The following is a 26,105-nucleotide window of genomic DNA, read 5'->3' as shown; positions in this document are numbered from 1 at the left end:
TGGGTGGTACGTCCACCCGGCATACGCTCTTTGCATCATCTTGCAGAGAAACCCGGTCTCAGAGAATGCGAGATGACCGAGAGGAATAAAGTTAGCAGGAGGAACGCCTATGCCCGCCTATATCGCCAAGCGCCTTATCGCCGCGATTCCAGTGATCCTCGGGCTCTCCATCATCGTCTTTCTGGTGATGAAGCTCATACCAGGCGATCCGGCGCAGGCGATCCTCGGCTCATATGCGACCCCCGACAATGTTGAGCGCATCAATCGCGCCTTGGGGCTCGATCGCTCCTGGCCCGAGCAATATGCCATCTGGATCGGCAATCTCTTGCAGGGCGACTTTGGCCGTTCCTACACACTCAATCGACCCGTGTTCGATGAAGTGATCGAGCGCTTCTGTGCCACGCTCATCTTGGCCGGTGCATCTCTCGTCATCTGCTCGGTCCTCGGCATTCTCGCCGGCATTGTCTCGGCGGTGCGTCAATTCGGCTGGGCCGACCGCATCATCACCTTCTTTGTCCTCATCGGCATTTCCATGCCAGCCTTTTTCCTCGGCCTCATATTCATTCTGCTGTTCGCGGTTCAGTGGAAGCTGCTCCCCGCGTCGGGCATGTTTGCAGTTTATGGCGGCGGTGATCTGCCTGATCTTCTGCGCCATCTGATCCTGCCTGCTTCAACGCTTGCCATCGTCGCAACCGGCGTCGTCGCTCGCCTTACGCGCGCTGCAATGCTCGAAGTGCTGCGCCAGGATTTCATCCGCACCGCCCGCGCCAAGGGCCTTAGGGAAAACAAGGTCATCTATCGTCACGCCTTTCGCGCCGCGCTCGTTTCCATCATTCCCGTGCTTGGCATACAGGCCGGGTTCGTACTCGGCGGCGCCGTTTATATCGAAACCGTGTTTCAGTGGCCGGGCCTGGGGCAGATGCTCGTCAAGGCGGTCTCCACCCGCGACCTGCTTCTCGTGCAGGGCGGTGTTCTCGTCGCCGCGACAGTATACGTTCTCGTCAACCTTCTGGCCGACGTCGCTCAGGCCCTCGTCGATCCGAGGCTCAAGGCATGACCGATCTTAGCATCACCGCTCCCGTCACCGTTCGCAAGCGCCGTAGCAATTTTCAATTGCTGATGGCCAACCGCCTTGCTGCGGCAGGTCTCTTCATTTTCGGCTTTATCGTGATTCTGGCGCTGCTCGCGCCCATCCTGCCCGTCCCCAATCCGGATATAACCGATCAGCCCAACCGCCTGCTGCCGCCCTTGAGTGGAGGTCATCTTCTCGGTACCGATCACCTCGGGCGCGATATCCTTTCCCGTCTTCTCTGGGGCACCCAGGTTTCTCTTTTGGTGGGCATCAGCGCCACGGCCTTGGCAGCGTTGTTCGGCTCCCTCATCGGTCTTGTCGCCGGCTATGCCCGCGGTGCCACCGACAGCCTGCTCATGCGCTTTGTCGATATGCTGATGGCTTTCCCCTACATTCTCCTTGCCATTGCCATCGTCGCCGCACTCGGCCCCGGCCTGCTCAACGCACTCTACGCCATCGCAATCGCCAATATTCCCTTCTTTGCCCGCAATATCCGCGGCGTCACCGCCTCGATCCGTAATCGCGAATTCGTCGATGCGGCCCGGCTTTCGGGCAAGAGCCAGGCTGCCGTGCTCTTCACCGAAGTCTTGCCCAATGTTCTGCCGGTCATCGTCATCACCATGTCGACCACTGTCGGCTGGATGATCCTTGAAACTGCGGGCCTTTCGTTCCTCGGCCTCGGCGCCCAACCGCCGTCATCGGACCTCGGCTCAATGCTGGGTCAGGCCCGCGCTCAACTCTTCACCGCACCCCATGCGTCGATCATTCCAGGCGTGATGATCTTTCTCCTCGTCATGAGCATCAACCTCCTGGGCGATGGTATTCGCGACATGCTCGATCCGCGACTTCGCTCTGGCACGCTTGGTCGCCCGATGCCCGCCACCAAGATCGACCGCCAAGCCAGACCCGCAGAGACCATGCCGGATGCGCCTGCACTCGTCGTCCAGAACCTCTCTACCGGCTTCGATACCGGCGACAGTCTGATCCCCGCCGTGCGTGACATCAGCTTCCGCCTCGACAAAGGCGAATGTCTCGGCCTGATCGGAGAAAGCGGTTCGGGCAAGTCCGTAACCGCGCTCTCCCTGATGGGCCTCGTCGCTTCGCCGCCCGGCGTCATTACGCATGGTAGCGTCTACATTGACGGACGGGATGTGCTGTCGTTGCGCGAACATAAGTTGATTGCGCTGCGCGGCGCACGCGTTGCCTATGTATTCCAGGATCCACTCACGACGCTCCACCCGCTTTTTACGGTGGGCGACCAGATTGCCGAGGCCGTCCTGGCGCATAACCCAATTGGCAAGCAGCAAGCCGCCAAGCGCGCCATCGACCTGATGGAAACTGTCGGTATCCGCGATGCAGCCAATCGCGCCAGCGCCTATCCGCACGAACTCTCGGGCGGCCAGCGCCAGCGCATCGGCATTGCCATGGCACTTGCCAATGATCCCGACATCATCATCGCCGATGAGCCAACGACCGCGCTCGATGTCACCGTACAGGCCCGTATACTCGAACTCCTACAAGACCTCCGGCGCGAACGCGGCCTTGCCCTTCTCCTCATCACTCACGATTTCGGCGTCATTGCCGAAGTCTGCGATCGAGTGGCGGTGATGAAGAATGGTGAAATTGTCGAAGAAGGCGAGACAGGAGCGGTCCTGCGGAATCCGCAACATGATTACACCAAACGCCTCATCGCCTGTGTGCCAGAAGTTGGGGAAAGCCACACGTTCCTTGACCGGGTCCGGCCGCTTTTCGAAGGGGAAAAAGCATGAGCCAGAACGCTATCCAGATCCGGAACCTCGTCAAGACTTTTGGTGGTGGCCGCAGCCTCTTCGGCCGCAAGGCCAACGAGGTCCAGGCCGTGAAGGGCATCTCGCTTGAACTCCAGCGCGGAGAAACGCTCGGCATTGTCGGGGAGAGCGGTTCGGGCAAATCAACCCTCGCCCGCATGCTGGTTGGCCTCGAACATCCGACCTCCGGCACGATGCTGATCGACAACAAGCCTTGGGATGAACTCGCATCGTCAGGGTCCCGCGCCTTTGGCCGCACCATTCAATATGTCTTTCAGGACCCGGTCGCCTCGCTCAACCCCCGCAAGACAATAGGCGATATTCTCGATGTTCCGTTGCGCCTTCTCTGTGCCTACGACGCTCAAAGGCGCTCCATTCGCAAACGTGAACTGATCGACGCGGTACAGATGCCGTTCGACACCCTCGAACGCTATCCGCACGAATTTTCCGGCGGTCAGGCCCAGCGTATTGCCATTGCCCGCGCCCTAGCCGCCGAAGCGAGCATCCTCGTTCTCGACGAACCGGTCAGTGCGCTCGACGTCTCGGTTCAAGCTCAGGTCCTCCTGCTCCTCCAGCGCTTGCGTGATGAACTCGGTCTGTCCTATCTCTTCATCAGCCATGACTTGGCTGTTGTCGAAGCCATTTCCGATCGGGTCGCTGTCATGTATCTCGGAGAGGTGGTAGAGGTTGGGCCCGCAAGCCAACTCTTCGCCGAACCGCAGCACGACTACACGCGGTCGCTGATCGCCAGCGTGCCGCGCCTTTCCGCATCGGACACCGCCGCATGAACGAAACCACGCCACTTGACCCGCCACGCCGCAAGCGCACCGATGAGATCGTCAACGCCATCAAGCGCATGATCGTTCAGCATGGCCTTGGGCCTGGCGATCGACTGCCGCAGGAACGCGATCTCATTGCCCAGTTTTCGGCAAGCAAGGGCACGGTCCGCGAGGCTCTCAAGGCCCTCGAAGTACAGGGACTGATCTCGGTACGCACCGGGCCGGGTGGCGGTGCCTTCATAGAGCGCATGTCCGAAGGCCGGGCGATGAGCCTTTTGTCCAACTTCCTTTTCGCCAAGAACCTTTCGATTGCCAATATTTACGAGATGCGAAAGGTGCTAGAGCCACAATTGGCGGCGAGCGCCACACCCAATATCGATGAGGCCGGCCTCAAACGCCTCGAAGAAATTATTCTGATTTACGATCATGAACCGGCCGATCAGGCCGAACGCTGGAACCAGCGCATGGCTGAACTCGATTTCCACGGCGTCGTGGCCGAATATTGCGATAATCCGATCCTCGCATTCACCTGTCGCTTCCTCCAGCGCCTCCTCAAGGATCTGACGGTCGCGCGCGATATCTATGTGCAGCCGGAGCCGGTCTCACGCGCCAGTGGCATTCAGCATCAGCGCGATCTTATCGATGCAATGCGCCGCCGGGATGCCGCAGCCGCTGCGGCGATACTCAAGGACCACATGGATGGAGCCGAACAACATATGCTGGCTCTCGAAGCAAAACTGGACGACCGCTTCCTTGAGGAGGTCTCACCGGTCCGGACAAGAAAGCGTCGCACCGCATGATCGATAAAGATTACCTCCTCGACCTCCTGCTGCATCTCGTCAAAACCCCAAGCCCCGTCGGCATGACAGAGCGTGCGGTCGCGCTTGTCGACATGTGGCTGCGCGACCTCGGCTACACGCCCAAATATACGCGCCGCGGTATCCTATATGTCGAAGTCGGTGACGGCCCACCCCGCCGCGCGCTTGCGGCTCATCTCGACACGCTCGGCGCCATGGTCACCGAACTCAAACCAAACGGCCGGCTTGCCCTGCGCAATACCGGCACCTGGGCCGCCCGTTTCGCCGAGGGCGCCCGCGTCACCATCTTCTCCGATAATGCCTCGCATCGCGGAACCATCCTGCCGCTCAAGGCCTCTGGTCACCGTTTCAATACCGAAGTCGATAGCCAGCCCGCCGACTGGGACAATCTGGAAGTCCGTGTCGATGCTCCCCTGCCTGACCGCGACGCGCTCGTCGCCGCCGGCTTCAATGTCGGAGACATGATTGCTGTAGACGCTCAGCCCGAAGTTGTCGGCGATTTCATCGTCTCCCGCCATCTCGATGACAAGGCCGGTTGCGCCAGCCTCCTGACGGTCCTCAAGGCCATTGCCGAGGGTGAGGTGCAGGTGGCGGTGCCGTTCCAGGCCATGTTCACCATTGCCGAAGAGATCGGCATCGGTGGCACCCACGGCTTCGGCCCCGAAGTCGAGGAGCTTCTTGCCATCGACAATGCCGTCACCGCGCCCAATCAGGCCTCATTGGACGATGCCGTGACCATTGCCATGCGAGATCGTCAAGGCCCCTTTGATGCGAAAATGACGCGCCAAATGATAACGATCTGCCAAGACAAACACATTCCTTTTATCCGCGATACATTCCGGCATTACCGCTCCGACAGCGCCGCCGCTGTTGAGGCTGGGTGGGACATGCGCGTTGGCCTCATCTGCTTTTCGCTTGATAGCTCCCACGGCTGGGAACGCACCCACATGACATCGCTTATCAGCCTCTGCCAATTAATTGCGGGTTACCTTGAGACCCCGCTTGTGACAAATACATCCACTGACTGAGCGATCTCGAGACAACTCGTGCAAATGAAAAACCCGACAGAAGGACGGTTTCATCCTTTGCCGTCTTACGCCAGGGCGGCGTTGTCACGTTTTTTCACTGAGGCCGCACGAAGCGCTTTCGGATGAGATTCAGGCTGCTGCGCCGGTCACGGCCTTCCACTGCGCCATAGCGCGGATCCGATGAATGTGGGTGGCAAGGGCTGAGTGCTTCTGGTGCGACGGGACGAAATGATTTCTGACTGCTGAAAACACCGAGATAAATCGTTGCAGGCCGCCCACAGTTCGGAAGCCCTCGATCACTCGTTCTCGTTTTCTCAGCGGTAGATGGGAATTTTCCGCACGGTTGTTGAGGCCCTTGTGTGATCTATGCTCGATGGCCGGCATCACATCTCGCTTTGCTGCCCCGTATGAACGCAGTTTATCGGTTACAATTCTCTTTGGCGCGAGGCCTTGCTTCTTCAGCAGTCTGATCAACAATCGCTTGGCAGCCTTGGTGTCGCGACGCACCTGCACGATCTCGTCGAGAACATATCCGTCCTGGTCGACAGCTCGCCAAAGCCAGTGCTTTCGACCGCCGATCGTCACGACCACCTCGTCCAGATGCCAGATATCCATTCGCGACGGCGTCATTTTACGCAGTTGCTTTGCGTAGGCCGAGCCGAATTTGCGGCCCCAGCGCCGGATCGTTTCGCAGGACACAGCAATGCCGCGCTCCAGCAGCATTTCTTCCACCAGCCGTAAACTTAATGGAAACCGGAAATACAGCCAGACTGCATGGGCGATGATCTGCGGTGGGAAATGGTGGTTCTTGTAGCTGATGGTCGGTGCGCTCATCACGTCCGATTATCCAGCAACAGTTAAGCCACGGACAACGTGACAGCTCCGCGGAGTGCCGTCAGCACTTTTGCGCGGCGATGAGGTTCTCGATGGCGCGCACAGCGACGGGATAGCCGGTCGCGCCGAGGCCCGCCATCACAGTCGTCGCCGTCATCGAGACAAAGGACCGATGATAGATCGACTCCCGACGATGGACGTTGGAGATGTGGAACTCGATGATCGGCCCCTTGAACATCTTCAGTGCGTCGAGCAGGGCGAGCGAGGTGAAGGTGAAGGCGGCCGGGTTTATAATGATTCCCGCGCCCTCGTCGATCGCCTCATGCACGAGATCGATCAGCTTTTCCTCGCTATTGGTCTGGGCGAAGATCAGCGGCCGGTCGCCGGCGGCCTCGCGGCACATGGCCTCGACCTCCGCCAGGGTCGTCGTGCCGTAGATTTCGGGCTCGCGCTTGCCAAGACGGTTGAGGTTGGGTCCGTTCAGGACATAGAGGGGCTTCTTGTTGGTCATGATATGTGATCCTAGCCTTGATATCCGAACAGGCGCGGCAGCCACAGCACCAGGTCGGGAACGAATGTGATGATGACGAGCGACACCACCATCCAAAGGATGAATGGCGTGGCATCACGCACAATTGCTCGCATCGGCGCGCCGGAGATCTTCGCGACGATGAACAGAAGCAGCCCGTAGGGTGGCGTGACCAGCCCAAGCATGATGTTGACGACGACGACTACGCCGAAATGGACAAGGTCGATACCAAGTGTCTGGGCCGTCGGAATGAAGACCGGCACAATGATCAACAGGATGGCCGTGCCTTCGAGAACGCAACCAAACAGCAACAACACGACGTTGACGAAGATCAGAAAACCGACCGGTCCCAGATCCCAACCCATCATCACCAGCCGCAGCTTGTCGGGAATATTCTCGAGCGTCACGACATAGTTGAAGACGAGCGAGCCGGCGATCAGCATGCCGATGGTGGTTGTCGTTTTGGCGCTTTTCGAAAGCGCTTCGTAAAAGCGCGCGGGAGAAATGCTGCGGTAGATGACCGTCGACACCAGCAAAGCGTAGCCGGCAGCGATCGCGGCTGCCTCGGTCGGCGTGGTGATCCCGCTATAGATGCAACCGAGCAGGATCACCGGCATCATCAGCGCCGGCAGCGCCCGCCAGGTGATCTTCGGCACCTCGCGCAGTGCTACCGCCTCTTCCACCGGAAAATTGCGTCGGCGCGCGGTAATGAAGATTTGCAGCGCCTGCAACGACGCCATCAACAAGCCAGGCAGCATGCCCGCGAGGAAGAGATAGCCGATCGAGGCATCCGAGACCAGTGCATAAACCACCATCGGGATCGATGGCGGAATGATTGGCCCGATGACTGAGGTAACGGCGGTCAGCGCGGCGGCAAAGCTCGAAGGATAGCGACCGTTCTTCGTCATCATCGCATGCATCAGTCCGCCAGTGCCGGCGGCATCGGCGATTGCCGATCCGGACATGCCGGCGAAGATGATACTCTGCACCACGTTGACGAGCGCCAGACCGCCCCGAAATCGACCTACAATCAGGTTGCAAAAGCTCAGCAGCCGCTCGGTCATCGACCCGATATTCATGAATTCCGCAGCCAGAACAAACAGCGGCACGGCAAGAATGACATAGTTCGAATACATGCCGTTGAGAAATTGCTCGGCGACCGTGCCAAGATCGAGGCCTGCCATCCAGAGATAGAGGATCGAGCCGACCATCATTGACAGGCCGATGGGCATGCCGACAAGGGCCAGGACGGTGATGAGGACGAGCGAGGCGGAAAAGGGGCTTATGGAGCTCACGAAACCGTTCCTGTTCAGTGGTTGTCGTCATCATCGACTGACGCGGACCGAAGGGCCTGCACGCCGAGCCAGACGTAACGGATGATCATCGCCACGGCGAAAACCACGTAGATCGAATAGAGGTAGTCGAAACGGATCTTCATGTAGGCGGTACTCTCGACCTTCATGAAGCTAACGTAGTCGATGACGCCGGGCAGCGAGATTCCGAACAAGGTGACAAGCGCCAGCGACGACATGATCTGCATGGCCCGGCGCATCCGGCCCGTCGCGCTCGCCCACAGCAAGTCGAAGCGGATTTCATCGATCTCGCGGATGACGAAGGCCGAACCGAACAACACGAGCCACATCCACAGGACCACGCTCAGTTCGTTGGTCCAGCCAACGGAAAGATTGAGGGCATAGCGGAAAAGGATCTGCAGCAGGAAGGCTACGAACATCGCCAGCAACATCAGCGCCAGCAGGTTTTCAGCGCGGCGTCTGAGCCACGCGCCGATGGGTCGCAATTTATCCGTCACGATTTCCTCCCGATAAGAAGTCCGGCGCGCGGGGCGCCGGACACACCGCATCTCCTGTGCGGATAGCTGGATCAGCACCAGGCCCGATCAGATCGCGGCAACCTTTTCCAGGACGCCAGCTGGCCAGGATTTTGCGAGATCGGAACTCAGATACTTGTCCTGAGCAAACTTTCGGAACGCGTCAATGTCCGGCGTGTAGATCTCGAGCCCGGCGTCCTTGAACTCCTTGACCAGCGACTGCTCCTGGGCGAGGTGCTGCTCCTGGCTCCACGCCATGGCCTTGTTGGCCGCCTCCTGGAACGTCTTCCGCGTGTCGGCGTCCATCGCCTTCCAGACCTCCGAGGAAACCGTGAGCAGGTCATAGCCAACAAGATGGGACGTCATGACGATCTGCGACATGACCTCGTAGAACTTCATGTTCTTGACGTTCGGAAGCGGATTGTCTTGCCCGTCGATCGCGCCGGTCTGAAGCCCGGTATAGACTTCCGCGTAGGCCAGCGGCACCGGATTGGCGCCGAGCGCTTCGCCAAGGAACTGCCAGGCGTCACCGCCGGGCATGCGCAGCTTGATGCCCGCCATGTCGGCCGGCGTATTGATTTTCTTGTTCGGCTTCAGTCCAACCTGGCGCGCGCCGAAATAGGTGGGGCCAAGAATATGAATGCCGAGCTTGTCCTCGGCCATCTGCTTGAACTCTGCCCCAATATCACTGGCGAAAAACGCCGTCACATGCGCGGCGTCGCGGAACAGATAGGCCGAGGTCAAGACCGACCATTCTGGAATCTGCTTGGAAATGTCCTGCGGCGCGATGTTGCCCATCTGCAGGTTGCCGCGTTGAAGCGCGACAAGTTCCGTCCCCTGCTTGAACAGCGTGCCGCCATAGTAGGGCTGGACATTGAAGGAACCGCTTACGGCTTCCGCGAAGATCTTGATCATGTTCGCGCGGATGTCCTGTTCCGAGAATACCGCCGAGAACTTCAGTTCGGCCTTGTCCTGAGCCAGGGCCGGCAGGGCGAACGCGCCGCCGGCCAGCGCCGCGCTGGCGCCAAGGAAATGGCGCCGGGTCAGTTCAAATGTCATGGATTTATCCTCCTCTGCGGTCGTTATCGCACCTTGCGGGTCGACCTTCCCTCTTTCCCTCGGCCATCCTCCAGATTTGCCGATACGAAAATTGTACTAAATGGTTCATTCAAGTCAATTGGCAGCAGCCGAATCGACATATATTTTTCATTTCATCTGGTATTTTGCCTTTCATCCGATATCCTGCGAAAAAATGGGAATACAGCATGACAGGCTCCGTCACTCCGCCCACCGAAACCACGGGCGAGAACGCTCACAGGCGCATTCGCGCCGACATAATCTCCGGCACGCTTCCCCCGGGATCGCGGCTGAAGATCGAGCAGGTGCGCGAGCGATACTCCGTGAGCGCCTCGACCTTGCGCGAGATCCTCAATCACCTCGCGGCCGAAACGCTGGTGGTCGCCGAGGGTCAGCGCGGCTTCATCGTCAGGCCCGCCACCCGCGCCGAACTTCTCGAGCTTGCCGATCTGCGCGTCCTGCTCGAAGGCCACGCCTTACAAACCTCCCTCGCCGAGGGCGACCTCGACTGGGAGGCCCGTCTCGTCGCCGCCCATCACAGGCTCGCCGTCATCGAGCGCGGACTGCTGCAGGGCGAAAACGTGCGCACAGTTGACTGGGTCCGCTACGACTGGGAATTCCACCTGGCGCTTGTCTCGGCCTGCCGGTCCTCCAGTCTGATGGCGATGCTCTCCACCGTCTTCGACCGCTTCCTGCGTTACCATTTGCTGGCGGAAAGCTTTCGTGGACAGGCCGTCGCCGACGACCACCGCAAGCTCTTCGAACTCGCACTCAGACGCGACACCGCGGGAGCCCTGGCGATCCTCGCGGAACATGTCCACAACGGAACCAGCCATGTGCTGAGAAGCGGCCGTTTCGGCTGATTCGGCCGCCCCTCGGCGCTCAGAGCGCGTTGATCCGCTCCAGCATACCCGCTGGCCACGAACTGGACAGCGATGACGCCAGATATTCCTTCTGCGCGTGGGCGCGGAAGGCGTCGACATCCGGCTCGTAGACGTCGAGCCCCTCTTGCTTGAAGAACTCGACCAGCTCGGCTTCCTGCTTTTCGTATTCCGCCGTACTCCAGGCAAAGGCCTTCTTCGCCAATTCTCGCATGCGCGACTGCTCGTCCGCCGGCAGGCCGTCAAAGACCTTTGCACTGATCAGCAGCAGACCGAAGCCGACATTGTGGCCGGTCAGAATGATCTGGTTTGTCACTTCGTAGAATTTCATGAGCTTGTCGTTGGGCAAGGGATTGTCCTGCCCATCTATCGCGCCGGTCTGCAGGCCGGTATAGACCTCGGCATAGTCCATCGCTACCGGGTTGGCCCCGAGCGACTGGCCGAGGAACTGCCAGCTCTCGCCGCCGGGCATGCGCAGCTTGACGCCTGCCAGGTCCTCTGGCTTCATCACCTTGTTCTTACCGCGCAGATTGAGCTGACGGCGCCCGTAATAGGCGGGAGCAAGGATCTCGACATTGAGTTTCTCGCGCGCGACCTTGCGGAATTCCGCGCCGATCTCGCTATCGAAGATGCGCGACAGATGCGCGGAATCCCGCACCACATAGGCCGCGCCAAGAATGTCGAATTCGGGTGCCTGCTTGGCGAAATCGGACGGCGGCAGCAGCGCCATGTCGAGATTTCCACGCTGGACGGCAACGAGTTCCGTTCCCTGGCGGAACAGTGTGGAGTTGAAGAAGGGCGTGAATTCGTAGTCGGCGCCGAGTTCCTTAGCGAAGATGTTGAGCAGCGCCTGCGAACGCGGCGCATCATCAGTCGTCACATCGGCGAACCGCAGCTTGGTCGCCGCCAGCGCCACTCGCGGCAGGCCGATCATGGCCGCCGTCATCGCCGAGCCCGCAAGCAACTGACGTCTTGTGATGTCTCTCATGGATTTTTCCTCCTCAAATCCTGTTTTCTTGATCAAATATCGAACCGGTTTTCCGGAATTCCCTGAGCCACTCCCTCAATGGCGAACAAAGCGCCCGCCAGCGGCTCCTTCTCCCGCTGCACGTCCGACAGGAACTTCGCGGCTGTCGTGACATAGAGCGTCCTGTAGTCGGACCCGCCGAAGCAGACGCAGGTCGGGTTCGTGGTCGGCAGGTGCACAACGGTGTCGATGCGTCCGTCCGGTGCATAGCGCACGACGCGGCCACCGGCGAAGAACGCCGTCCACAACCCGCCATCGGCGTCGAAACACGCCCCGTCCGGCCGTTCGCCCGTCGTTGAATAGTCCGCGAACACACGGCGCCCACTAATCTCGCCGTCCTCGGGATCCATGTCGAAGACATAGCTGGTGTAGCGGCGCGTATCGGTGAAATGGAAGCGACGGCCGTCCGGCGAAAACGCGATGCCGTTGCTGACGATCACGTCGCCGAACAGCTTCTCCACTGCACCCGCCGCGTCGATCCGGTAAAGCCCGCCATTCGCTCGGTGCAGTTCGTTGTCCATGGTGCCGATCCACAAACGTCCCCAGCGATCGACCCGCCCGTCGTTGAGGCGGTTGTCGATATCCCGCTCGACCGTGACGAAGGGCGACAGCGTGCCGTCCTCCGTGCGCAGCAGCAGATCGAGATCGCGGGCGAGAAGATGCCCTCCCGATTCCGTCAACGCCTGACTACCGAGATGGGTCGCCTCGGGAAAGACCTGGACATGATGGCGCCCCGTAACCGTGTCGAGACACTGCAGTTTCGGTTTTTCAATGTCGAGCCACCACAGTTTGTTGCTGCGTTCGCACCATAGCGGCGTTTCCCCAAGCTGGTCGTTCGTCTGCACCACACATTCAACGCGGCGGGAATCGATGGTATTGATGGTCATTGCTGGGGCATGCCTTCCGGTCTGATCAATTTCTTTAGCGCGGCGATGCGGAAGATTGCGTTCGGAGCCCCGTAGCCTCGATATTCCCGGCGCTGGACGATCTCGAAGAAGAAGCCCTCGCCATAGGTCTCGCTGTAGAGCTGAAAATACTCGCCGTGCTCGTCACGGTCGTAGAGGATGTTCTCGTGCCGCAGCCGGTCGGTAAGTTCAGGGTCCAGTCCGTACCGAGCCTCCACGTCGCCGTAGTAATTCGGTGAGATCTGCAACCGCCGGAAGCCGTTTTCCTGGAGCGCGGCGGCCGTCGCGAAGATATCGGCGGTTTCGAAAGCGATGTGCTGGATGGCCGAACCGAACTTCTCCGCGATGAAATGGCCGGCCAACGTGCGCCTGTTCTCCGCACCGTTCATGGTCAGGCGGAAACTGCCGCTGTCATTCTCGATCACTTGACTGCGCACCACACCGGCCGGATCGATGATGTCCACCATCGGCGACTTATGGGTAGCGAAGATCGAGGTGTAGAACAGGATCCAGGTGAGCATCTCGTCATAGCCCACAGTCTGCGCGAGGTGGTCGATCCGTCTGAGGCCGACATCGCGCACGCCGTCCTCCTCTCCCGCCGGAAGAAAGTCGATCTCGGCGAAACGGCCGAGATCGCTTTTCCCGTCGAGCAGATAGATTAGCCCGCCGCCGACGCCGCGGATGGCCGGGATGTCGAGTTCGCCCCCCGCCACCGCCTGGCTAAAGGGTTCCGCATTAAGTGCCACAGCGCGCGACAGCGCGGCCTGGGCGTCGTCAACAGCCAACGCCACCGCATAGGCCGACGTTCCGTGAATCGCCTGGGTCGTGCTGGCGAAGCCAGCGTCCTCGGTATTGACCAGCAGCCGAATCGCTCCCTGCTGATAGACGGATACCTTTTTGCTGCGATGAACGGCGGTCTTCCGGAAGCCCATCGTCTTTAGCAGGCTCACCAGGCCTGCGGCATCATCTTCGTCGGTGACGAATTCGATGAACCCCACCTCTCTGATCGCCGCCCGGTCGGGCATGGCGGGCACGGTCAGCCCTGTCGTCTTTTGGCGACGCGCCACCTGGTCGCCCAAATAGATCAGCGAACGATGGCCGTCCGCGGCGATCTCACGCGTCGAGCCACCCCGGAACTGGTCGTTGAAAATCTCGAGCGAGAGATAGCCGTCATAGCCCGTGTCGGCGACAGCGGCTGTGAATTCCGCGACCGGAAGGTCGCCCTCGCCGGGCATATTGCGGAAATGGCGGCTCCAGTAGAGCAGGTCCATGTCGATCAACGGCGCATCCGCCAGCTGAACGATGAAGATCTTGTCCTTCGGGATCGAGCGGATCGAATTCGTGTCAATCTTGCGTGACAGCGTGTGGAAGCTGTCGAGGATCAGGCCAATCGAGGGATGGTCGGCGCGCCGCACGATCTCCCAAGCGTCGCGATGATCACTGATATGCCGCCCCCAGGCAAGCGCCTCGTACCCAACCCGCAAGCCACGTGTCGCCGCCCGCTCGCCCAGTTCGCGAAAATCGGCCGCCGCCCGGTCTATGCCGCCGAGCGACACGCCGGAAACGTTGGAGCAGACGAGCAGAAGGTCCGCGCCCAGTTCTTGCATCACATCGAACTTGCGTTCCGCGCGATCGAAGGTACGGGCTCGGAATTCTTCCGGCATGCCTTCGAAATCGCGAAACGGCTGGAACAGCGTGATCTCCATCCCGAGATCGCGCACCATCCGCCCGACATCACGCGGGCTGCCGTCGAAGGCCAGGAAGTCGTTCTCGAAAATCTCGACACCGTCGAAACCGGCCTTGGCGATCGCCTCCAGCTTGTCCGGAAGCTCGCCGCTGATGGATACCGTTGCAATCGAGGTTTTCATTCTGCGGCCCTCACTACTCCTTGGCTCGCTGTCAGCGAACGAAAATGCGCGAGCATGCGATCGGCGTCGGGCGCGAGACCGGTGAAGAGCCGGAACGCACCAACAGCCTGGAACACGGCCATGCCGCCGCCATTGAGCACCTTGCAGCCCTTTTTGCGCGCCGTCGCCAGAAGCTCCGTCTCCAGCGGGAAATAGACGATTTCCGACACCCAGAGGTCCGGCCGCAGCAGGTTTTCGGACAAAGGCAGACCCGGATGCTTGGCCATGCCGGTCGGTGTCGCATGGATAAGGCCGCTCGCGCCAGGCATGACATCGGCCGCCTCCAGACCAACGTCGACCACGGCCTCGGGAAAGAGATCCCGCATAACACCGGCCAGCTGCCGCGCACGCCCCGCATCGCGGTCAACGATCGACAGACGGGCGGCGCCGAGCATCAGGATCGCGAAGGCGGTCGCGGCTCCCGCGCCGCCGGCGCCAAGCTGCACGACCTTCGAAAGATCTGCGCCCGGCAGGCCACGACGGAAGCCCTCCGCGAAACCCCACCAGTCGGTGTTGTGGCCATGGCGCTTGCCATCCTTCAACACGACGGTGTTGACCGCGCCGAGCTTCATGGCCTCTGGCGACAGTGTATCGAGCAGTGGAATGACCTCCTGCTTGCAGGGATGGGTGATATTGAGCCCGCAAAAACCTTGCGCCTCGGACCGCGCGAGCGTGTCGGCCAGCCTGTCGGCGCCACCCTCGATCTCAGTGAGGTCGATTATCGCATAGTCATAGCCAACGCCAAGGTTGCGGCCTTCGGTCATGTGCATGGCCGGCGTAAGCGACTGCTGAATACCTGAGCCGATCAGACCGGCTTTAAAACTGGATGGTGTGGACTGCATCTCGCAACGACACGGTATCGGCTGGGGCAAGCTCCTCACCCTCAGGACACCCGGTCTCCTCCCTGGTGCGCTTCGATACGTTTTCAATAATGTACTAACTAGTTCGTGTCAACATTGTCGCCGAGGCTCGGTTGAAACGGGGAGGCGTTGTGCTTTATGAAGCGATAGGGGAAGCATCGGCGCTACAACGACCGCGCGACAGGAGAACATGTCTACCATGGCCAACGAGCCACGCCTTTCACGCAAGAACGATCCGGAGAAGACGCGGCAGGACATTCTGAGTGTTGCGACCGAGGAATTCACGACGCATGGCCTCGCGGGCGGCCGCGTCGACGCGATCGCTGCGAGGACGCGCACTTCCAAGCGTATGATCTACTATTATTTCGGCTCCAAGGAGGCGCTCTACCTCGCGGTGCTCGAGCGCGCCTATCGCAAGATCCGCTCGCTCGAGGCCGATCTCGAACTGTCGAACATGCGCCCGGAACTGGCCCTGCGCACGCTGATCGGTACCACCTTCGACCATGACGAGGCCAATCCAGACTTCGTCCGGCTCGTCAGCATCGAGAACATTCACCAGGCCGCCCACATGCAGCGATCGAGCGAGATCCGCGAGCTCAACATCTCGATCATCAATACGCTGGCCGACATCCTCGAGCGCGGACGCGCCGATGGCAGTTTCCGCCGCGATGTCGACCCCATTGACCTACATATGCTGATCAGCGCCTTCTGCTTCTTCCGCGTATCCAATCGCTACACCTTCGGCACGATCTTCCGCCGCGACCTCTCTGCACCAGAGCTTTACAACCGCCACAAGACCATGGTCGCGGACGCGGTGCTGGATTACCTAAAAGCATAAGCAATCTCAACGAAGCGATGCACATCCTCCCGCAGCAGGCTTTCTCGCTTCTGTCTACATCCCGAAATCCAGTTGCGACTGATCCTGATCGTTATCTCTTTGACGATCATGGGTGAGCGACGATAGCGTTACGCCCAAAAGGCGCACCGGCCGCTTGAATGGATAAACCGTCGCCAGCAGCCCGGTTGCTGCCTCGAAAATCTCGTTACAGTTGACAAAGGGCAGGGCGGTGGTCCTGCTGCGCGTCGCCTGAGTAAAGTCCGAGTATTTGATTTTCACGGTGACTGTCTTGCCGCTAAATGCTCTGGCTTCGCAATAACTCCAGACCTTGTCCGCCAGAGGCCTCAGCTCGCTCGTCGCAAGATCAAGATCGTTGATATCCTCGCTGAACGTATCCTCGGCGCCAACCGATTTTCGGACGCGGTCCGGGCGAACCTGGCTGTTATCGACACCGCGAGCAATGCCATAAAAGTAGGGCCCAGACTTTCCGAAATGCTGCGCCAGGAAGGCTAGCGACTGCGCTTTCAGATCCGCCCCGGTCTCGATCCCGAGCCGGTGCATCTTCTCGGCAGTCGCTGGGCCGACGCCGTGGAATTTTTTGACCGCAAGTTGCTCCACAAAGGCCGGACCGTTCTTCGGCGTGATCACGGCCTGACCGTTGGGCTTGTTAAGGTCGGACGCCATCTTTGCCAAAAACTTGTTGTAGGAAATCCCGGCCGATGCGTTGAGACCAGTCACCGCCTTAATCTTCGCGCGAATTTCCAGCGCGATCTCCGTGGCGACAGGCATGCCCTTCAGGTTTTCCGTCACGTCGAGATAAGCTTCGTCCAGCGACAGCGGCTCGATCAATGGCGTGTATTCGGCAAAGATCTCCCGGATCTGCTGCGAGACCGCCCGGTAGACTTCGAAGCGCGGCTTTACGAAAATCAGATCCGGGCATTTGCGCGCCGCCGTGACCGACGGCATGGCGGAATGAACACCGAACTTACGGGCCTCATAGCTGGCGGCCGCCACCACACCTCGGGCGGCAGCACCGCCGACGGCCAGCGGTTTACCGCGCAGCTCCGGATTATCCCGCTGCTCAACCGAGGCATAGAAGGCATCCATGTCCACATGGATGATTTTGCGGATGGTCTCTGTTGCGGGAAAAGTATTTGTCATGGTTCTTCCGGCAGCCATACGTCAGGTAGGTTATCAGAACAGACAGTGAACATATCACTGTCCTTACCGATCGCAAACCCTTCCTTTAGGGGCCAAAACTCGCCGACGCCTGGTCCGCCTATAGAAGGGTAGGCTGTTCAACGAGCTCGCCAGACTTTAATACGATCGATGACCCATAGGGTTCACGCGATAAAATGATCAGCGCATCGTTCGGGCGTGGACGGGCGAGGTGCCTTGCCTCTTCCCATGGCGCCTGCATCCAGGCGTCGGTTTCCTCCTTCGTCTGCAGCAGGACGGGCATGGCCTTCTCATGGATCGGCTTGACGAGATCATTCGGATCCGTGGTCAGGAAGCCATAGAGATCGTCAGTGGTCATCCCGTCCCGGACTTTTCGGACGCTCTTCCACTGCGGCACATGGATGCCGGCGAAGAACATCAGCGATTTTGCCTCGTCGCGGGCAAACCAGGCATTCGGCACTTTGCCGCCGGGTTCCTGACTTGCCGGATCGGGTTCGGCAAAGCTGGTGACCGGCACGAGGCATCGATGTTCGATGCCGAACCAGCGCGTCCAGTGCGGCAGGTTGAGCTTGCGGACATTGGTCACGCCCCGATCCGGTTCCATGCGGATAAGCTCATCCATGTTAACGGCCTGACCTTTGGCTCTCAGTTTCTCTGCCCGAGCTTCGGCAGCCTTCTTTTGCACGAAAATCGGCGATGGCAGGCCCCAGCGTGCATGGACGAGCTGCTTTTTTCCGTCAGCCGTGTTTCTGACGATCGGCCCCATCTGGTCGGGGTTCATTTGGTAGGCCGGCATCAGGTTGATAAAACTTTCGGCGTCCTGGGCCCATTTCGAGACCCAGTCCCTGTCCTCCATCCGGTAAAGATTGCACATGGCAGCACTTCCTCCGTTGCGACCGAATGCAGTTTGTCCGGTGAGTTCCGCCTGCGTCTAGTCGAGTTTGTAAACGTCGGCATTGTCCTGCCGTTCCCGCAGGCCCTTGTAGGAAGCATGCCGCAACTTACCGTCGCCCGTCCATGTCCTAAACTCGATCTCGGCGATCAGGGTCGGCTCGACCCAGACGATATCTGATTTTTCAGCAAAGGCGACAGGTGGCTGCTTTCGCTTCCAGCGGAGTTTGTCGAGTATCTTGCGTAGCCTGATCATCTCGGCGTCCTTGAAGCCCGTGCCGACGTTTCCGACATGGACGAGCTCATCACTGCGATAGGCGGCAAGCGCCAGCGATGCGAAGCCCGTTGGCGATGCTGCCGATTGCTCGTAGCCGACAACCATGAAGGCTTCGCTCTTAACGCACTTGATCTTGACCCAGTCGCCAGTCCGGCCGGAGCGATAGGGCTGATCGAGACGCTTGCCGACGATCCCCTCGAGGCCAAGGCTGCGGACATGCTCCAACAGGACGTCCGGTTGTGCGTCGAGTGTTTCCGATAGACGGACGGCGCCGTCATTCGCCTTTATCGTATCCTCGAGAAGATGCCGGCGTGATCGGTATTCGATCTCCCGCAGATCGTGGCCGTCGAGATAGAGGAGATCGAAAGCATAGAGAATGGCGTCCGAGGCTCGATTTCCGGCCGTCTTGCCGGAAGCGCCAAGCGATTGCTGCAGCAGCCCGAAATCCGGCCGCCCTTCGTCGTCAAGCACCACCGCTTCGCCATCGATGATCATCGTCGCCGGTCCGAGAGCCCGGGCTGCCTGTTCTATCGCCGGAAACCGGTGCGTCCAGTCATGGCCACCGCGGGTGAGGATGCGGATCCCTGTGGCCTCGATATGAACAGCCAAGCGATAGCCGTCCCATTTCAGCTCCCAGCCCCATTGGTCGCCTTGTGGCGGATGCGCCTTCAGCTGTGCAAGCGCCGGCTCGACGCGCTCGGGCATCGGGTCGAACAGAAGCTGTGGCTGTGCGGGATTGCGCTTCCGACGCGGCTTTGAGCGGATCGGGGCTTCGGTATCACGAAGGAGCGGCTTTGATCTCGGTGGCTTCGTCATTGGGAGAGTTCAGCACGAAAATCTTAAGAACATTGTGACGCTTTGCTTCCATCCCCGCTATCCACCGAGCGCGCGCCACCATTCGAGAGGCCCGCAAAATTTCTTTTTGCCGTACGCGCTTGATTCCGCTTCGAATCTTTAAAATTGCTAATGCTGGGATAATATTCCTCGCTTGACTCTTGTGCGCCATAAGAACAAACAATGAACAAATAGCCCGTACGACATGATGTCGATCCTTTGAACACGACCTTGAAGGGAGCCGTGAACGATGACCGCTGCCCGCCCCAAGGTGGTGTCCGATGTGATCTGTGACTTGCGTGACCGCATCGCTTCGATGGAGGGCGGATTCGCGAAACGGGCCGGAACGCTCCCTTTCGGTGTGCCCGAGATCGATGCGGCCTTGCCTGGCGGGGGGCTTGCCTATGGAGCGCTGCATGAGTTTGCGGGCGGAGGATCCGGTACAGTCGATGGTGCAGCCGCCGCGCTTTTTGTTGCCGGCATTGCCGCCCGGACCAAAGGCCCCGTCATCTGGTGTCTGACGAGGCCGGATCTGTTCTTTCCGGCGCTTGCCCAGGTCGGCCTCCATCCCGACCGCGTCATCTTCGTCGAGTCCGACAAGGAAGAGGATGTTCTGGCCAACATGGAGGAAGGCCTATCCTTCGGCGGTCTCGGCGCCGTCGTCGGCGAGGTTGTCCGTCTACCGATGGTCAGTTCCCGGCGTCTCCAACTGGCGGCCGAGCGAACGGGGACCATGGCGCTCGTGGTCAGACGATGGCGACGACAAACCGAAGCGAATGATTTTGGTCAGCCGACGGCATCGACGACCAGATGGCGAGTGAGTGTGATGCCGTCAGAGGAGTTGCCGGTACCGGGGGTGGGCAGACCTCAATGGTTTCTGGAATTGATGCGCGTGAAAGCGGGTGAGTGTGCTGAGTTTCTCGTGAGGGCGTGCGATGACAAGGGTCGTCTCGATCTATCTTCCGGATCTGCCGACGGATCGCATTCGTCGGGCCGATCCGTCTATTCCGCCTGAACAGCCAATCGCCGTGATTGCAAGAAGCGGTCCGAAGCGGTGGGTTTCGGCTGCCGACCCGGCCGCCAGAGCGGCAGGCGTACATGTCGGCATGCCGGCGGCGAAGGCGCAGTCGCTGTTTCGCGGCCTGATGATGGTCGATGCAGATCCCGGAGCCGATCGCGTTGCACTCGAACGCATCACGCTCTGGGCGCTGACGATCTATTCGCCAATCGTTGCCGTCGACGGGATCGATGGCATTGTCATGGATACCGAAGGTGCCGACCACCTGCAGGGCGGCGAGCTGTCAATGGTGACAAAGATCGCCAACCAGTTTCTGGGAGGCAAGCTGACTGCCCGTGTAGCGGTCGCCGACAGCTGGGGTGCAGCCCACGCCTGCGCCCGCGCCATCAACCGCGAAACGATCGTGGTTAAGCCGGGTGAGACAGTGCGCGCCGTCGAAAAACTGCCGGCCTCGCTCCTGCGTCTGCCGGCAAAGATCATCGGCGATCTGCGCGTCCTCGGCTTCCAGACCATTGGCGAGCTTGCCAACACGCCACGTGCGCCACTGACTTTGCGCTTTGGTCCGGAGATCGGCCGCCGTCTCGACCAGATGCTGTGCCGTATCGCCGAGCCTATCGAGCCGATCCGAATGCCTGAGCTGATCGAAGTCTCGAAAGCCTTCTCTGAACCGATTGGGGCTGCCGAAACGATCAACAAATATGTCGGCCGCCTCGTCGTCCAACTGGTCGATGAGCTTCAGAAGCGCGGTCTTGGGGTGCGCCGTGCCGATCTGATCGTCGAGAAGGTTGACGGTACCAGGCAGGCCATTCGCGCAGGCACCGCCAAGCCTGCCCGCGATATCGCCTGGCTGACGAAACTGTTTCGGGACCGGACCGAAAAGATCGAGCCAGGTTTCGGGATCGAGAAGCTCATCCTTGTTGCCGTTCTGGCCGAGCCATTGGAAGAGGCGCAGAAAGTCTCTGCTTTGGTCGAGGATGACATCACCGATGTGACGCCGCTCATCGATATCTATGGAAATCGGGGCCAGCGGGTGTATCGCGTCGCACCGGTCGCCTCCGATGTGCCGGAACGCTCCGTGAAGCGGATCAGTCCCGTTGCTGAACCGATCGCTATTGCCTGGGTCAGCCATTGGCGCCGGCCGGTTCGGCTGTTGCCACGGCCCGAACTGATCGAGGCAATCGCGCTGATGCCGGACCGCCCTCCGGTCTCCATCGTCTGGCGCGGCAAGCGCCGTAAGGTCAAGCGCGCCGATGGCCCGGAACGCATTTTTGGAGAGTGGTGGCAGCGCGATGCCGAGATGGACGCCGTGCGCGACTACTTCGTCATCGAGGACGAATCCGGTGAACGCCTGTGGGTGTTCCGCTCGGGCGATGGGGTTGATCCTGAGACCGGGTCCCATCGCTGGTTTTGCCATGGGATCTTCGCATGAGCTATGCCGAGCTGCAGGTCACGACGCACTTCTCCTTTCTGCGTGGCGCATCTTCAGCGCAGGAGCTGTTCGAGACCGCCAAGATCCTGGGGATCGAGGCGCTCGGCGTCGTCGATCGCAATTCGCTGGCAGGCATCGTCCGTGCGCTGGAAGCATCCCGCGCCACCGGTCTGCGCCTGGTCGTCGGCTGTCGTCTCGATCTCGCCGACGGCATGTCGGTGCTGGTCTATCCGATGGACCGCGTTGCCTATTCGCGCCTCACGCGGCTGATCACGCTGGGCAAATCGCGTGGCGGCAAGAACAACTGCCTCCTGCATTGGGGCGATATCGTCGCTTACTCCGAGGGCATGATCGGCATTCTGGTGCCTGATCTGCCGGATGCCACCTGTGCCGCGCAGCTTCGAAAAATGGCTGAGCTATTTGGTGATCGCGCTTACGTGTCTCTCTGCCTGCGCCGGCGCCCCAACGACCAGCTGCGTCTGCATGAGATTTCCAACATGGCGGCGCGGTTCAAGGTCAGAACCGTCGTCACCAATGACGTGCTGTTTCATGAGCCGGGCCGTCGGCAATTGCAGGACATCGTCACCTGTATCAGGCACAACACCACGATCGACGATGTCGGTTCCGAGCGCGAGCGCCATGCGGATCGCTATCTGAAACCACCGGAAGAAATGGAGCGTCTGTTTCCGCGATATCCCGAGGCCTTGGCGCGAACTAGGGAGATCGTCAGACGCTGCAAGTTCAGCCTCGAAGAGCTTACCTACCAATACCCGGAGGAAGCCATCGTGCCGGGCAAGGATGCTCAAGGATCGCTCGAGCATTATGTCTGGGAATGTGCGCCCGATCGCTATCCGGAAGGCCTGCCACCGGATGTCCTCAAAACCGTGCGGCACGAACTCGATCTCATCCGCACCATGAAATATGCGCCTTACTTTCTGACGGTGTTTTCGATCGTGCGCTTTGCCAGAAGTCAGGGCATTCTCTGTCAGGGCCGGGGATCGGCGGCTAACAGCGCCGTCTGCTATATTCTCGGCATCACATCGATCGACCCTTCCACCAATGATCTCCTCTTCGAGCGTTTCGTCAGCCAGGAACGCGACGAGCCGCCGGATATCGATGTCGACTTCGAGCACGAACGGCGCGAGGAGGTCATCCAGTGGATCTACAAGACCTACACCAAGGATAAGGCGGCACTCTGCGCCACCGTCACCCGATACCGGGCCAAGGGCGCAATCCGCGATGTCGGCAAGGCGCTCGGACTGCCGGAGGACGTCATCAAGGCGCTATCGTCAGGCATGTGGTCGTGGTCGGAAGAAGTACCCGAAAGAAACATCCGTGAGCTCAATCTCAACCCCGACGACCGGCGCTTAGCGCTCACCCTGAAACTCGCGCAGCAGCTGATGGGCGCCCCGCGCCATCTTGGTCAGCACCCCGGCGGTTTTGTCCTGACCCACGACCGGCTCGACGATCTCGTGCCGATCGAGCCAGCGACAATGAAAGACCGGCAGATCATCGAATGGGACAAGGACGACGTCGAGGCACTGAAATTCATGAAGGTGGACGTCTTGGCGCTCGGGATGCTCACCTGCATGGCCAAGGCCTTCGATCTCATCCGCGAACACAAGGGCCAGCACCTTGATCTCTCGAAGATCGAGCAGGAGGATGCGGCGACCTACGCGATGATCCGCAAGGCTGACACGCTCGGCACCTTCCAGATTGAAAGCCGTGCGCAGATGGCGATGCTACCGCGCCTGAAGCCCCGCACCTTCTACGATCTGGTCGTGCAGGTGGCGATCGTCCGGCCCGGTCCCATCCAAGGCGACATGGTGCATCCCTATCTTCGTCGGCGTGAAGGCAAGGAGCCGGTCGAGTATCCCACCCCTGAGCTGGAGGCCGTGCTTGGAAAAACGCTCGGCGTGCCGCTGTTTCAGGAAAGCGCCATGCGGGTAGCGATGGTCTGCGCCGGTTTCTCCGGTGGTGAGGCAGACCAGCTGCGCAAATCCATGGCTACCTTCAAGTTTACCGGCGGCGTCTCGCGGTTCAAGGACAAGCTGGTTTCGGGGATGGTGAAGAATGGTTATTCGCCAGAGTTTGCCGAAAAGACCTTTTCGCAGCTCGAAGGTTTTGGCTCCTACGGCTTTCCTGAGAGCCACGCAGCGTCGTTTGCGCTGATTGCCTATGCTTCGAACTATATCAAATGCCACTATCCAGATATCTTTTGCGCAGCCCTTCTCAACAGCCAGCCAATGGGCTTTTATGCTCCGGCCCAGATCGTCGGGGACGCAATCAAGCATGGCGTCGAGGTGAGGCCGGTTTGCGTCAACCGCTCGCGCTGGGACTGCACGCTGGAAAGGGTTGGAGGCAGCGATCGTCATGCTGTGCGCCTCGGGTTTCGCCAGGTGAAAGGGCTGGCTGTCGCGGACGCCGCACGGATCGTTGCAGCGCGCATGAACAACCCGTTCGCCTCAGTCGATGACATGTGGCGCCGGTCCAGCGTGCCGACCGAAGCGCTTGTTCAACTGGCAGAGGCCGACGCCTTTCTGCCATCGTTGAAACTCGAACGACGCGATGCGCTTTGGGCGATCAAGGCGCTGCGCGACGAGCCCTTACCGTTGTTTGCAGCCGCAGCCGAACGCGAGGCGACAGCGATTGCCGAGCAGCAGGAGCCAGAGGTGGCACTTCGGCAAATGACGGACGGCCATAACGTCATCGAGGACTACAGCCACATCGGGCTGACTTTGCGCCAGCATCCTGTCGCCTTTCTGCGCAAGGACCTGTCGGCACGCAATATCATCACCTGTGCCGAGGCGATGAATGCCCGGGATGGCCGATGGGTTTACACCGCTGGCCTCGTGCTGGTGCGGCAGAAGCCGGGATCGGCCAAGGGTGTGATGTTCATTACCATCGAGGACGAGACGGGTCCTGCCAATATCGTCGTCTGGCCCACCCTGTTCGAGAAGCGCAGGCGCATTGTGCTGGGATCGTCGATGATGGCGATCAACGGGCGGATCCAGCGGGAAGGGGAGGTCGTCCATCTCGTCGCCCAGCAACTGTTCGATCTCTCAGGCGACCTGGTTGGTCTCGCTGATCGAGATACGGAGTTCAGGCTGCCGGCTGGTCGCGGCGATGAGTTTGCCCACGGGGGCGGCGGGCCGGATTCACGCGATCGGCCAAAGCCGGTCGTTCCGCGGGACATGTTCACACCGGACCTTCACATCGATACGCTGAAGGTTAAGAGCCGGAATTTTCATTAAGCGATTTAGGTAATGTATAGTCGGAGGCCCTATTGCTTCCAAGCGTTGTTACTTCTCAGCGGCCAACTCGCTGAAATTCTTGATGTTGACCGAGGCGTCGGGAAACTTCGCGGTAATCTCCAACGTGCCACCTAATGCTTCGATATAGCGTCGCAGATTGCTGACATAAATATCGGCGCGCTGCTCCAGCTTTGCGACAGCCGGCTGCTTCACATGGAGTGCGCGTGCCACATCCTGCTGAGTTTTTTCACGGGCCACGCGCAACTCGTGTAACGCCATGTCTTCGAGAATTGCCTTGGTCGCTTCATCGTTGCGGGCACGGCGTTCGGGCGACATTCTGTTGCGCAAGTCGTTAAAGGGGCGATGTCCAGTCATATCAAACCTTCCTTCCCGATCTCGATCAGGTAATTGTCATATAGTCGATCAGCGACCGGAACCATGATTTCATAAAAGCGGTCGTCGCCGGTTTTATTTCCACCGACGAGCAAAATAGCAGTGCGACGCGGATCGAAAGCGTAGAATACCCGGTAGGGTTCGCCGCCGCTCTGAATCCGCAGTTCCCGCATATGTTCGTGCTTTGAACCTTCGATGCCGGATGAGTAAGGGAAGGGAAGTTGCGGTCCTTTGGCTTCTAAAATTCCGACTACCCTTACAATATCGTCTTGAACGGCCTCGATCAGCGTCGTGTACCACTCACCAAACTCATCGGTATATTCAACGCTCCAACTCATCGGTGCTCCAAATGTATTCCATTTGTGGAATATTTCAAGAGATATTCCGCAGACGGAATAACGCGACCCCTCAAAGTTGACAAGAGGACGGCGCTGATCCGTTGGCGCGCACGACGATCGTTCCAGCGAACTTGTGATCTGGAGCCTGCGTGAGAACGACGTCAGACCTCGATGCGGCTTCCGCAACCGTCCGGAACACTCAGCTTCGGGCTGCATGCGGGCCGTCTCCAGCAGTTATACCCGTCGACACCGACCCCGACGTCGGAGCGAGAAAACAACCGGAAAGGCGATCAGGGAAGGCGAGGATCCGCATCAGCACGAT

The 26,105-nt window shown here is 59.9% G+C and carries 23 protein-coding genes and 1 pseudogene; 10 read left to right on the top strand and 14 right to left on the bottom strand.

What is annotated here, in order from left to right; translation table 11 throughout:
* Nucleotides 1–109 precede the first annotated feature (109 nt).
* From AGR1_RS25630 to AGR1_RS25610, 5 genes are read left to right on the top strand one after another with little or no spacing between them, the layout of a single operon-like run.
* Nucleotides 110–1,057, top strand: a complete 948-nt coding sequence (locus AGR1_RS25630) for an ABC transporter permease (RefSeq protein WP_149148791.1) — start codon at nucleotides 110–112, stop codon at nucleotides 1,055–1,057.
* Nucleotides 1,054–2,841 (top strand): dipeptide/oligopeptide/nickel ABC transporter permease/ATP-binding protein, encoded by a 1,788-nt coding sequence (locus tag AGR1_RS25625; RefSeq protein ID WP_149148790.1) that lies wholly within the window; start codon nucleotides 1,054–1,056, stop codon nucleotides 2,839–2,841. The genes AGR1_RS25630 and AGR1_RS25625 overlap by 4 nt, the downstream gene beginning before the upstream one ends.
* Nucleotides 2,838–3,647 carry an ATP-binding cassette domain-containing protein gene (locus tag AGR1_RS25620; protein WP_149148789.1) on the top strand — a complete coding sequence of 270 codons (810 nt, stop codon included), beginning with the start codon at nucleotides 2,838–2,840 and terminating at the stop codon, nucleotides 3,645–3,647. Before AGR1_RS25625 ends, AGR1_RS25620 begins: the two co-directional genes overlap by 4 nt.
* A complete protein-coding gene (locus AGR1_RS25615) occupies nucleotides 3,644–4,438 on the top strand; it encodes an FCD domain-containing protein (RefSeq protein WP_149148788.1) in 795 nt (264 codons plus the stop codon). The genes AGR1_RS25620 and AGR1_RS25615 overlap by 4 nt, the downstream gene beginning before the upstream one ends.
* Complete coding sequence (locus AGR1_RS25610) at nucleotides 4,435–5,484, top strand: osmoprotectant NAGGN system M42 family peptidase (RefSeq protein WP_149148787.1); 1,050 nt, start codon at nucleotides 4,435–4,437, stop codon at nucleotides 5,482–5,484. Before AGR1_RS25615 ends, AGR1_RS25610 begins: the two co-directional genes overlap by 4 nt.
* A gap of 129 nt (nucleotides 5,485–5,613) precedes the next feature.
* On the opposite strand, the pseudogene AGR1_RS25605 reads toward AGR1_RS25610, so the two are convergent.
* The 5 genes and pseudogenes from AGR1_RS25605 to dctP (AGR1_RS25585) all read right to left on the bottom strand — a co-directional run bounded on the left by AGR1_RS25605 (nucleotide 5,614) and on the right by dctP (AGR1_RS25585) (nucleotide 9,734).
* Nucleotides 5,614–6,364: pseudogene (locus AGR1_RS25605) on the bottom strand (IS6 family transposase).
* A 15-nt stretch (nucleotides 6,365–6,379) separates the two neighbouring features.
* Complete coding sequence (locus tag AGR1_RS25600) at nucleotides 6,380–6,829, bottom strand: type II 3-dehydroquinate dehydratase (RefSeq protein ID WP_149148785.1); 450 nt, start codon at nucleotides 6,827–6,829, stop codon at nucleotides 6,380–6,382.
* Nucleotides 6,830–6,840: 11 nt separating this feature from the next.
* Entirely contained in the window at nucleotides 6,841–8,142 is a 1,302-nt protein-coding gene (locus AGR1_RS25595) for a TRAP transporter large permease (protein WP_149148784.1), read from the bottom strand.
* A 14-nt stretch (nucleotides 8,143–8,156) separates the two neighbouring features.
* Complete coding sequence (locus tag AGR1_RS25590; protein ID WP_149148783.1) at nucleotides 8,157–8,657, bottom strand: TRAP transporter small permease subunit; 501 nt, start codon at nucleotides 8,655–8,657, stop codon at nucleotides 8,157–8,159.
* Nucleotides 8,658–8,744: 87 nt separating this feature from the next.
* Complete coding sequence (gene dctP, locus AGR1_RS25585) at nucleotides 8,745–9,734, bottom strand: TRAP transporter substrate-binding protein DctP (RefSeq protein ID WP_149148782.1); 990 nt, start codon at nucleotides 9,732–9,734, stop codon at nucleotides 8,745–8,747.
* Between the two features lie 206 nt (nucleotides 9,735–9,940).
* On the opposite strand from dctP (AGR1_RS25585), the gene AGR1_RS25580 reads away from it, so the two are divergent.
* Nucleotides 9,941–10,615 carry a GntR family transcriptional regulator gene (locus AGR1_RS25580; protein WP_149148781.1) on the top strand — a complete coding sequence of 225 codons (675 nt, stop codon included), beginning with the start codon at nucleotides 9,941–9,943 and terminating at the stop codon, nucleotides 10,613–10,615.
* A gap of 19 nt (nucleotides 10,616–10,634) precedes the next feature.
* On the opposite strand, the gene dctP (AGR1_RS25575) is transcribed toward AGR1_RS25580, so the two are convergent.
* Genes dctP (AGR1_RS25575) through AGR1_RS25560 form a run of 4 tightly spaced genes read right to left on the bottom strand, consistent with a single transcriptional unit; the run spans nucleotide 10,635 to nucleotide 15,314 of the window.
* Nucleotides 10,635–11,621 carry a TRAP transporter substrate-binding protein DctP gene (gene dctP / locus AGR1_RS25575; protein ID WP_210248757.1) on the bottom strand — a complete coding sequence of 329 codons (987 nt, stop codon included), beginning with the start codon at nucleotides 11,619–11,621 and terminating at the stop codon, nucleotides 10,635–10,637.
* 32 nt (nucleotides 11,622–11,653) lie between these two features.
* Nucleotides 11,654–12,547 carry an SMP-30/gluconolactonase/LRE family protein gene (locus tag AGR1_RS25570; protein ID WP_149148780.1) on the bottom strand — a complete coding sequence of 298 codons (894 nt, stop codon included), beginning with the start codon at nucleotides 12,545–12,547 and terminating at the stop codon, nucleotides 11,654–11,656.
* A complete protein-coding gene (locus AGR1_RS25565; RefSeq protein WP_149148779.1) occupies nucleotides 12,544–14,433 on the bottom strand; it encodes a sugar phosphate isomerase/epimerase and 4-hydroxyphenylpyruvate domain-containing protein in 1,890 nt (629 codons plus the stop codon). Before AGR1_RS25565 ends, AGR1_RS25570 begins: the two co-directional genes overlap by 4 nt.
* Nucleotides 14,430–15,314, bottom strand: coding sequence for a shikimate dehydrogenase (locus tag AGR1_RS25560; protein WP_149148778.1), 885 nt, complete (start codon nucleotides 15,312–15,314; stop codon nucleotides 14,430–14,432). Before AGR1_RS25560 ends, AGR1_RS25565 begins: the two co-directional genes overlap by 4 nt.
* A 217-nt stretch (nucleotides 15,315–15,531) precedes the next feature.
* Here AGR1_RS25560 and AGR1_RS25555 point away from each other — a divergent pair, with 217 nt between their 5' ends.
* Entirely contained in the window at nucleotides 15,532–16,170 is a 639-nt protein-coding gene (locus AGR1_RS25555; protein ID WP_149148777.1) for a TetR/AcrR family transcriptional regulator, read from the top strand.
* 54 nt (nucleotides 16,171–16,224) lie between these two features.
* Here the strand turns inward: AGR1_RS25555 and dinB are convergent, their stop codons facing one another.
* The 3 genes from dinB to ligD form a co-directional block, all read right to left on the bottom strand.
* Nucleotides 16,225–17,331 (bottom strand): DNA polymerase IV, encoded by a 1,107-nt coding sequence (gene dinB / locus AGR1_RS25550; protein ID WP_187772296.1) that lies wholly within the window; start codon nucleotides 17,329–17,331, stop codon nucleotides 16,225–16,227.
* A gap of 118 nt (nucleotides 17,332–17,449) precedes the next feature.
* Complete coding sequence (locus tag AGR1_RS25545) at nucleotides 17,450–18,223, bottom strand: SOS response-associated peptidase (RefSeq protein ID WP_149148776.1); 774 nt, start codon at nucleotides 18,221–18,223, stop codon at nucleotides 17,450–17,452.
* 57 nt (nucleotides 18,224–18,280) lie between these two features.
* Nucleotides 18,281–19,333 carry a non-homologous end-joining DNA ligase gene (gene ligD / locus AGR1_RS25540; protein WP_149148775.1) on the bottom strand — a complete coding sequence of 351 codons (1,053 nt, stop codon included), beginning with the start codon at nucleotides 19,331–19,333 and terminating at the stop codon, nucleotides 18,281–18,283.
* Nucleotides 19,334–19,601: 268 nt separating this feature from the next.
* On the opposite strand from ligD, the gene AGR1_RS25535 reads away from it, so the two are divergent.
* Genes AGR1_RS25535 through AGR1_RS25525 form a run of 3 tightly spaced genes read left to right on the top strand, consistent with a single transcriptional unit; the run spans nucleotide 19,602 to nucleotide 25,052 of the window.
* A complete protein-coding gene (locus tag AGR1_RS25535; protein ID WP_149148774.1) occupies nucleotides 19,602–20,366 on the top strand; it encodes an ImuA family protein in 765 nt (254 codons plus the stop codon).
* Nucleotides 20,287–21,798 carry a DNA polymerase Y family protein gene (locus tag AGR1_RS25530; RefSeq protein WP_187772295.1) on the top strand — a complete coding sequence of 504 codons (1,512 nt, stop codon included), beginning with the start codon at nucleotides 20,287–20,289 and terminating at the stop codon, nucleotides 21,796–21,798. The genes AGR1_RS25535 and AGR1_RS25530 overlap by 80 nt, the downstream gene beginning before the upstream one ends.
* Entirely contained in the window at nucleotides 21,795–25,052 is a 3,258-nt protein-coding gene (locus AGR1_RS25525) for an error-prone DNA polymerase (RefSeq protein WP_149148773.1), read from the top strand. Before AGR1_RS25530 ends, AGR1_RS25525 begins: the two co-directional genes overlap by 4 nt.
* Nucleotides 25,053–25,100: 48 nt before the next feature.
* On the opposite strand, the gene AGR1_RS25520 is transcribed toward AGR1_RS25525, so the two are convergent.
* Together AGR1_RS25520 and AGR1_RS30020 are read right to left on the bottom strand one after the other, a co-directional pair.
* Entirely contained in the window at nucleotides 25,101–25,427 is a 327-nt protein-coding gene (locus tag AGR1_RS25520) for an XRE family transcriptional regulator (protein ID WP_136883698.1), read from the bottom strand.
* On the bottom strand, nucleotides 25,424–25,999 hold the full coding sequence (locus tag AGR1_RS30020; protein WP_246669743.1) for a type II toxin-antitoxin system RelE/ParE family toxin: 576 nt from the start codon (nucleotides 25,997–25,999) through the stop codon (nucleotides 25,424–25,426). Before AGR1_RS30020 ends, AGR1_RS25520 begins: the two co-directional genes overlap by 4 nt.
* Between the last annotated feature and the right edge of the window lie 106 nt (nucleotides 26,000–26,105).

It is taken from the genome of Agrobacterium sp. B1(2019), assembly GCF_008274755.1.
GTDB lineage: Bacteria > Pseudomonadota > Alphaproteobacteria > Rhizobiales > Rhizobiaceae > Agrobacterium > Agrobacterium salinitolerans.
The sequence above is the reverse complement of the archived record's forward strand: the minus strand, read 5'-3'. Positions and strand labels throughout refer to the sequence as shown.

Bases quoted from the DNA above. Each gene is read 5' to 3' on its own strand.
- AGR1_RS25630 (WP_149148791.1), top strand. From the start codon at position 110: ATGCCCGCCTATATCGCCAAGCGCCTTATCGCCGCGATTCCAGTGATC.
- AGR1_RS25625 (WP_149148790.1), top strand. From the start codon at position 1,054: ATGACCGATCTTAGCATCACCGCTCCCGTCACCGTTCGCAAGCGCCGT.
- AGR1_RS25620 (WP_149148789.1), top strand. From the start codon at position 2,838: ATGAGCCAGAACGCTATCCAGATCCGGAACCTCGTCAAGACTTTTGGT.
- AGR1_RS25615 (WP_149148788.1), top strand. From the start codon at position 3,644: ATGAACGAAACCACGCCACTTGACCCGCCACGCCGCAAGCGCACCGAT.
- AGR1_RS25610 (WP_149148787.1), top strand. From the start codon at position 4,435: ATGATCGATAAAGATTACCTCCTCGACCTCCTGCTGCATCTCGTCAAA.
- AGR1_RS25600 (WP_149148785.1), bottom strand. From the start codon at position 6,829: ATGACCAACAAGAAGCCCCTCTATGTCCTGAACGGACCCAACCTCAAC.
- dctP (WP_149148782.1), bottom strand. From the start codon at position 9,734: ATGACATTTGAACTGACCCGGCGCCATTTCCTTGGCGCCAGCGCGGCG.
- AGR1_RS25580 (WP_149148781.1), top strand. From the start codon at position 9,941: ATGACAGGCTCCGTCACTCCGCCCACCGAAACCACGGGCGAGAACGCT.
- dctP (WP_210248757.1), bottom strand. From the start codon at position 11,621: ATGAGAGACATCACAAGACGTCAGTTGCTTGCGGGCTCGGCGATGACG.
- AGR1_RS25570 (WP_149148780.1), bottom strand. From the start codon at position 12,547: ATGACCATCAATACCATCGATTCCCGCCGCGTTGAATGTGTGGTGCAG.
- AGR1_RS25565 (WP_149148779.1), bottom strand. From the start codon at position 14,433: ATGAAAACCTCGATTGCAACGGTATCCATCAGCGGCGAGCTTCCGGAC.
- AGR1_RS25560 (WP_149148778.1), bottom strand. From the start codon at position 15,314: ATGCAGTCCACACCATCCAGTTTTAAAGCCGGTCTGATCGGCTCAGGT.
- AGR1_RS25555 (WP_149148777.1), top strand. From the start codon at position 15,532: ATGGCCAACGAGCCACGCCTTTCACGCAAGAACGATCCGGAGAAGACG.
- dinB (WP_187772296.1), bottom strand. From the start codon at position 17,331: ATGACAAATACTTTTCCCGCAACAGAGACCATCCGCAAAATCATCCAT.
- AGR1_RS25545 (WP_149148776.1), bottom strand. From the start codon at position 18,223: ATGTGCAATCTTTACCGGATGGAGGACAGGGACTGGGTCTCGAAATGG.
- ligD (WP_149148775.1), bottom strand. From the start codon at position 19,333: ATGACGAAGCCACCGAGATCAAAGCCGCTCCTTCGTGATACCGAAGCC.
- AGR1_RS25535 (WP_149148774.1), top strand. From the start codon at position 19,602: ATGACCGCTGCCCGCCCCAAGGTGGTGTCCGATGTGATCTGTGACTTG.
- AGR1_RS25530 (WP_187772295.1), top strand. From the start codon at position 20,287: ATGACAAGGGTCGTCTCGATCTATCTTCCGGATCTGCCGACGGATCGC.
- AGR1_RS25525 (WP_149148773.1), top strand. From the start codon at position 21,795: ATGAGCTATGCCGAGCTGCAGGTCACGACGCACTTCTCCTTTCTGCGT.
- AGR1_RS25520 (WP_136883698.1), bottom strand. From the start codon at position 25,427: ATGACTGGACATCGCCCCTTTAACGACTTGCGCAACAGAATGTCGCCC.
- AGR1_RS30020 (WP_246669743.1), bottom strand. From the start codon at position 25,999: ATGCAGCCCGAAGCTGAGTGTTCCGGACGGTTGCGGAAGCCGCATCGA.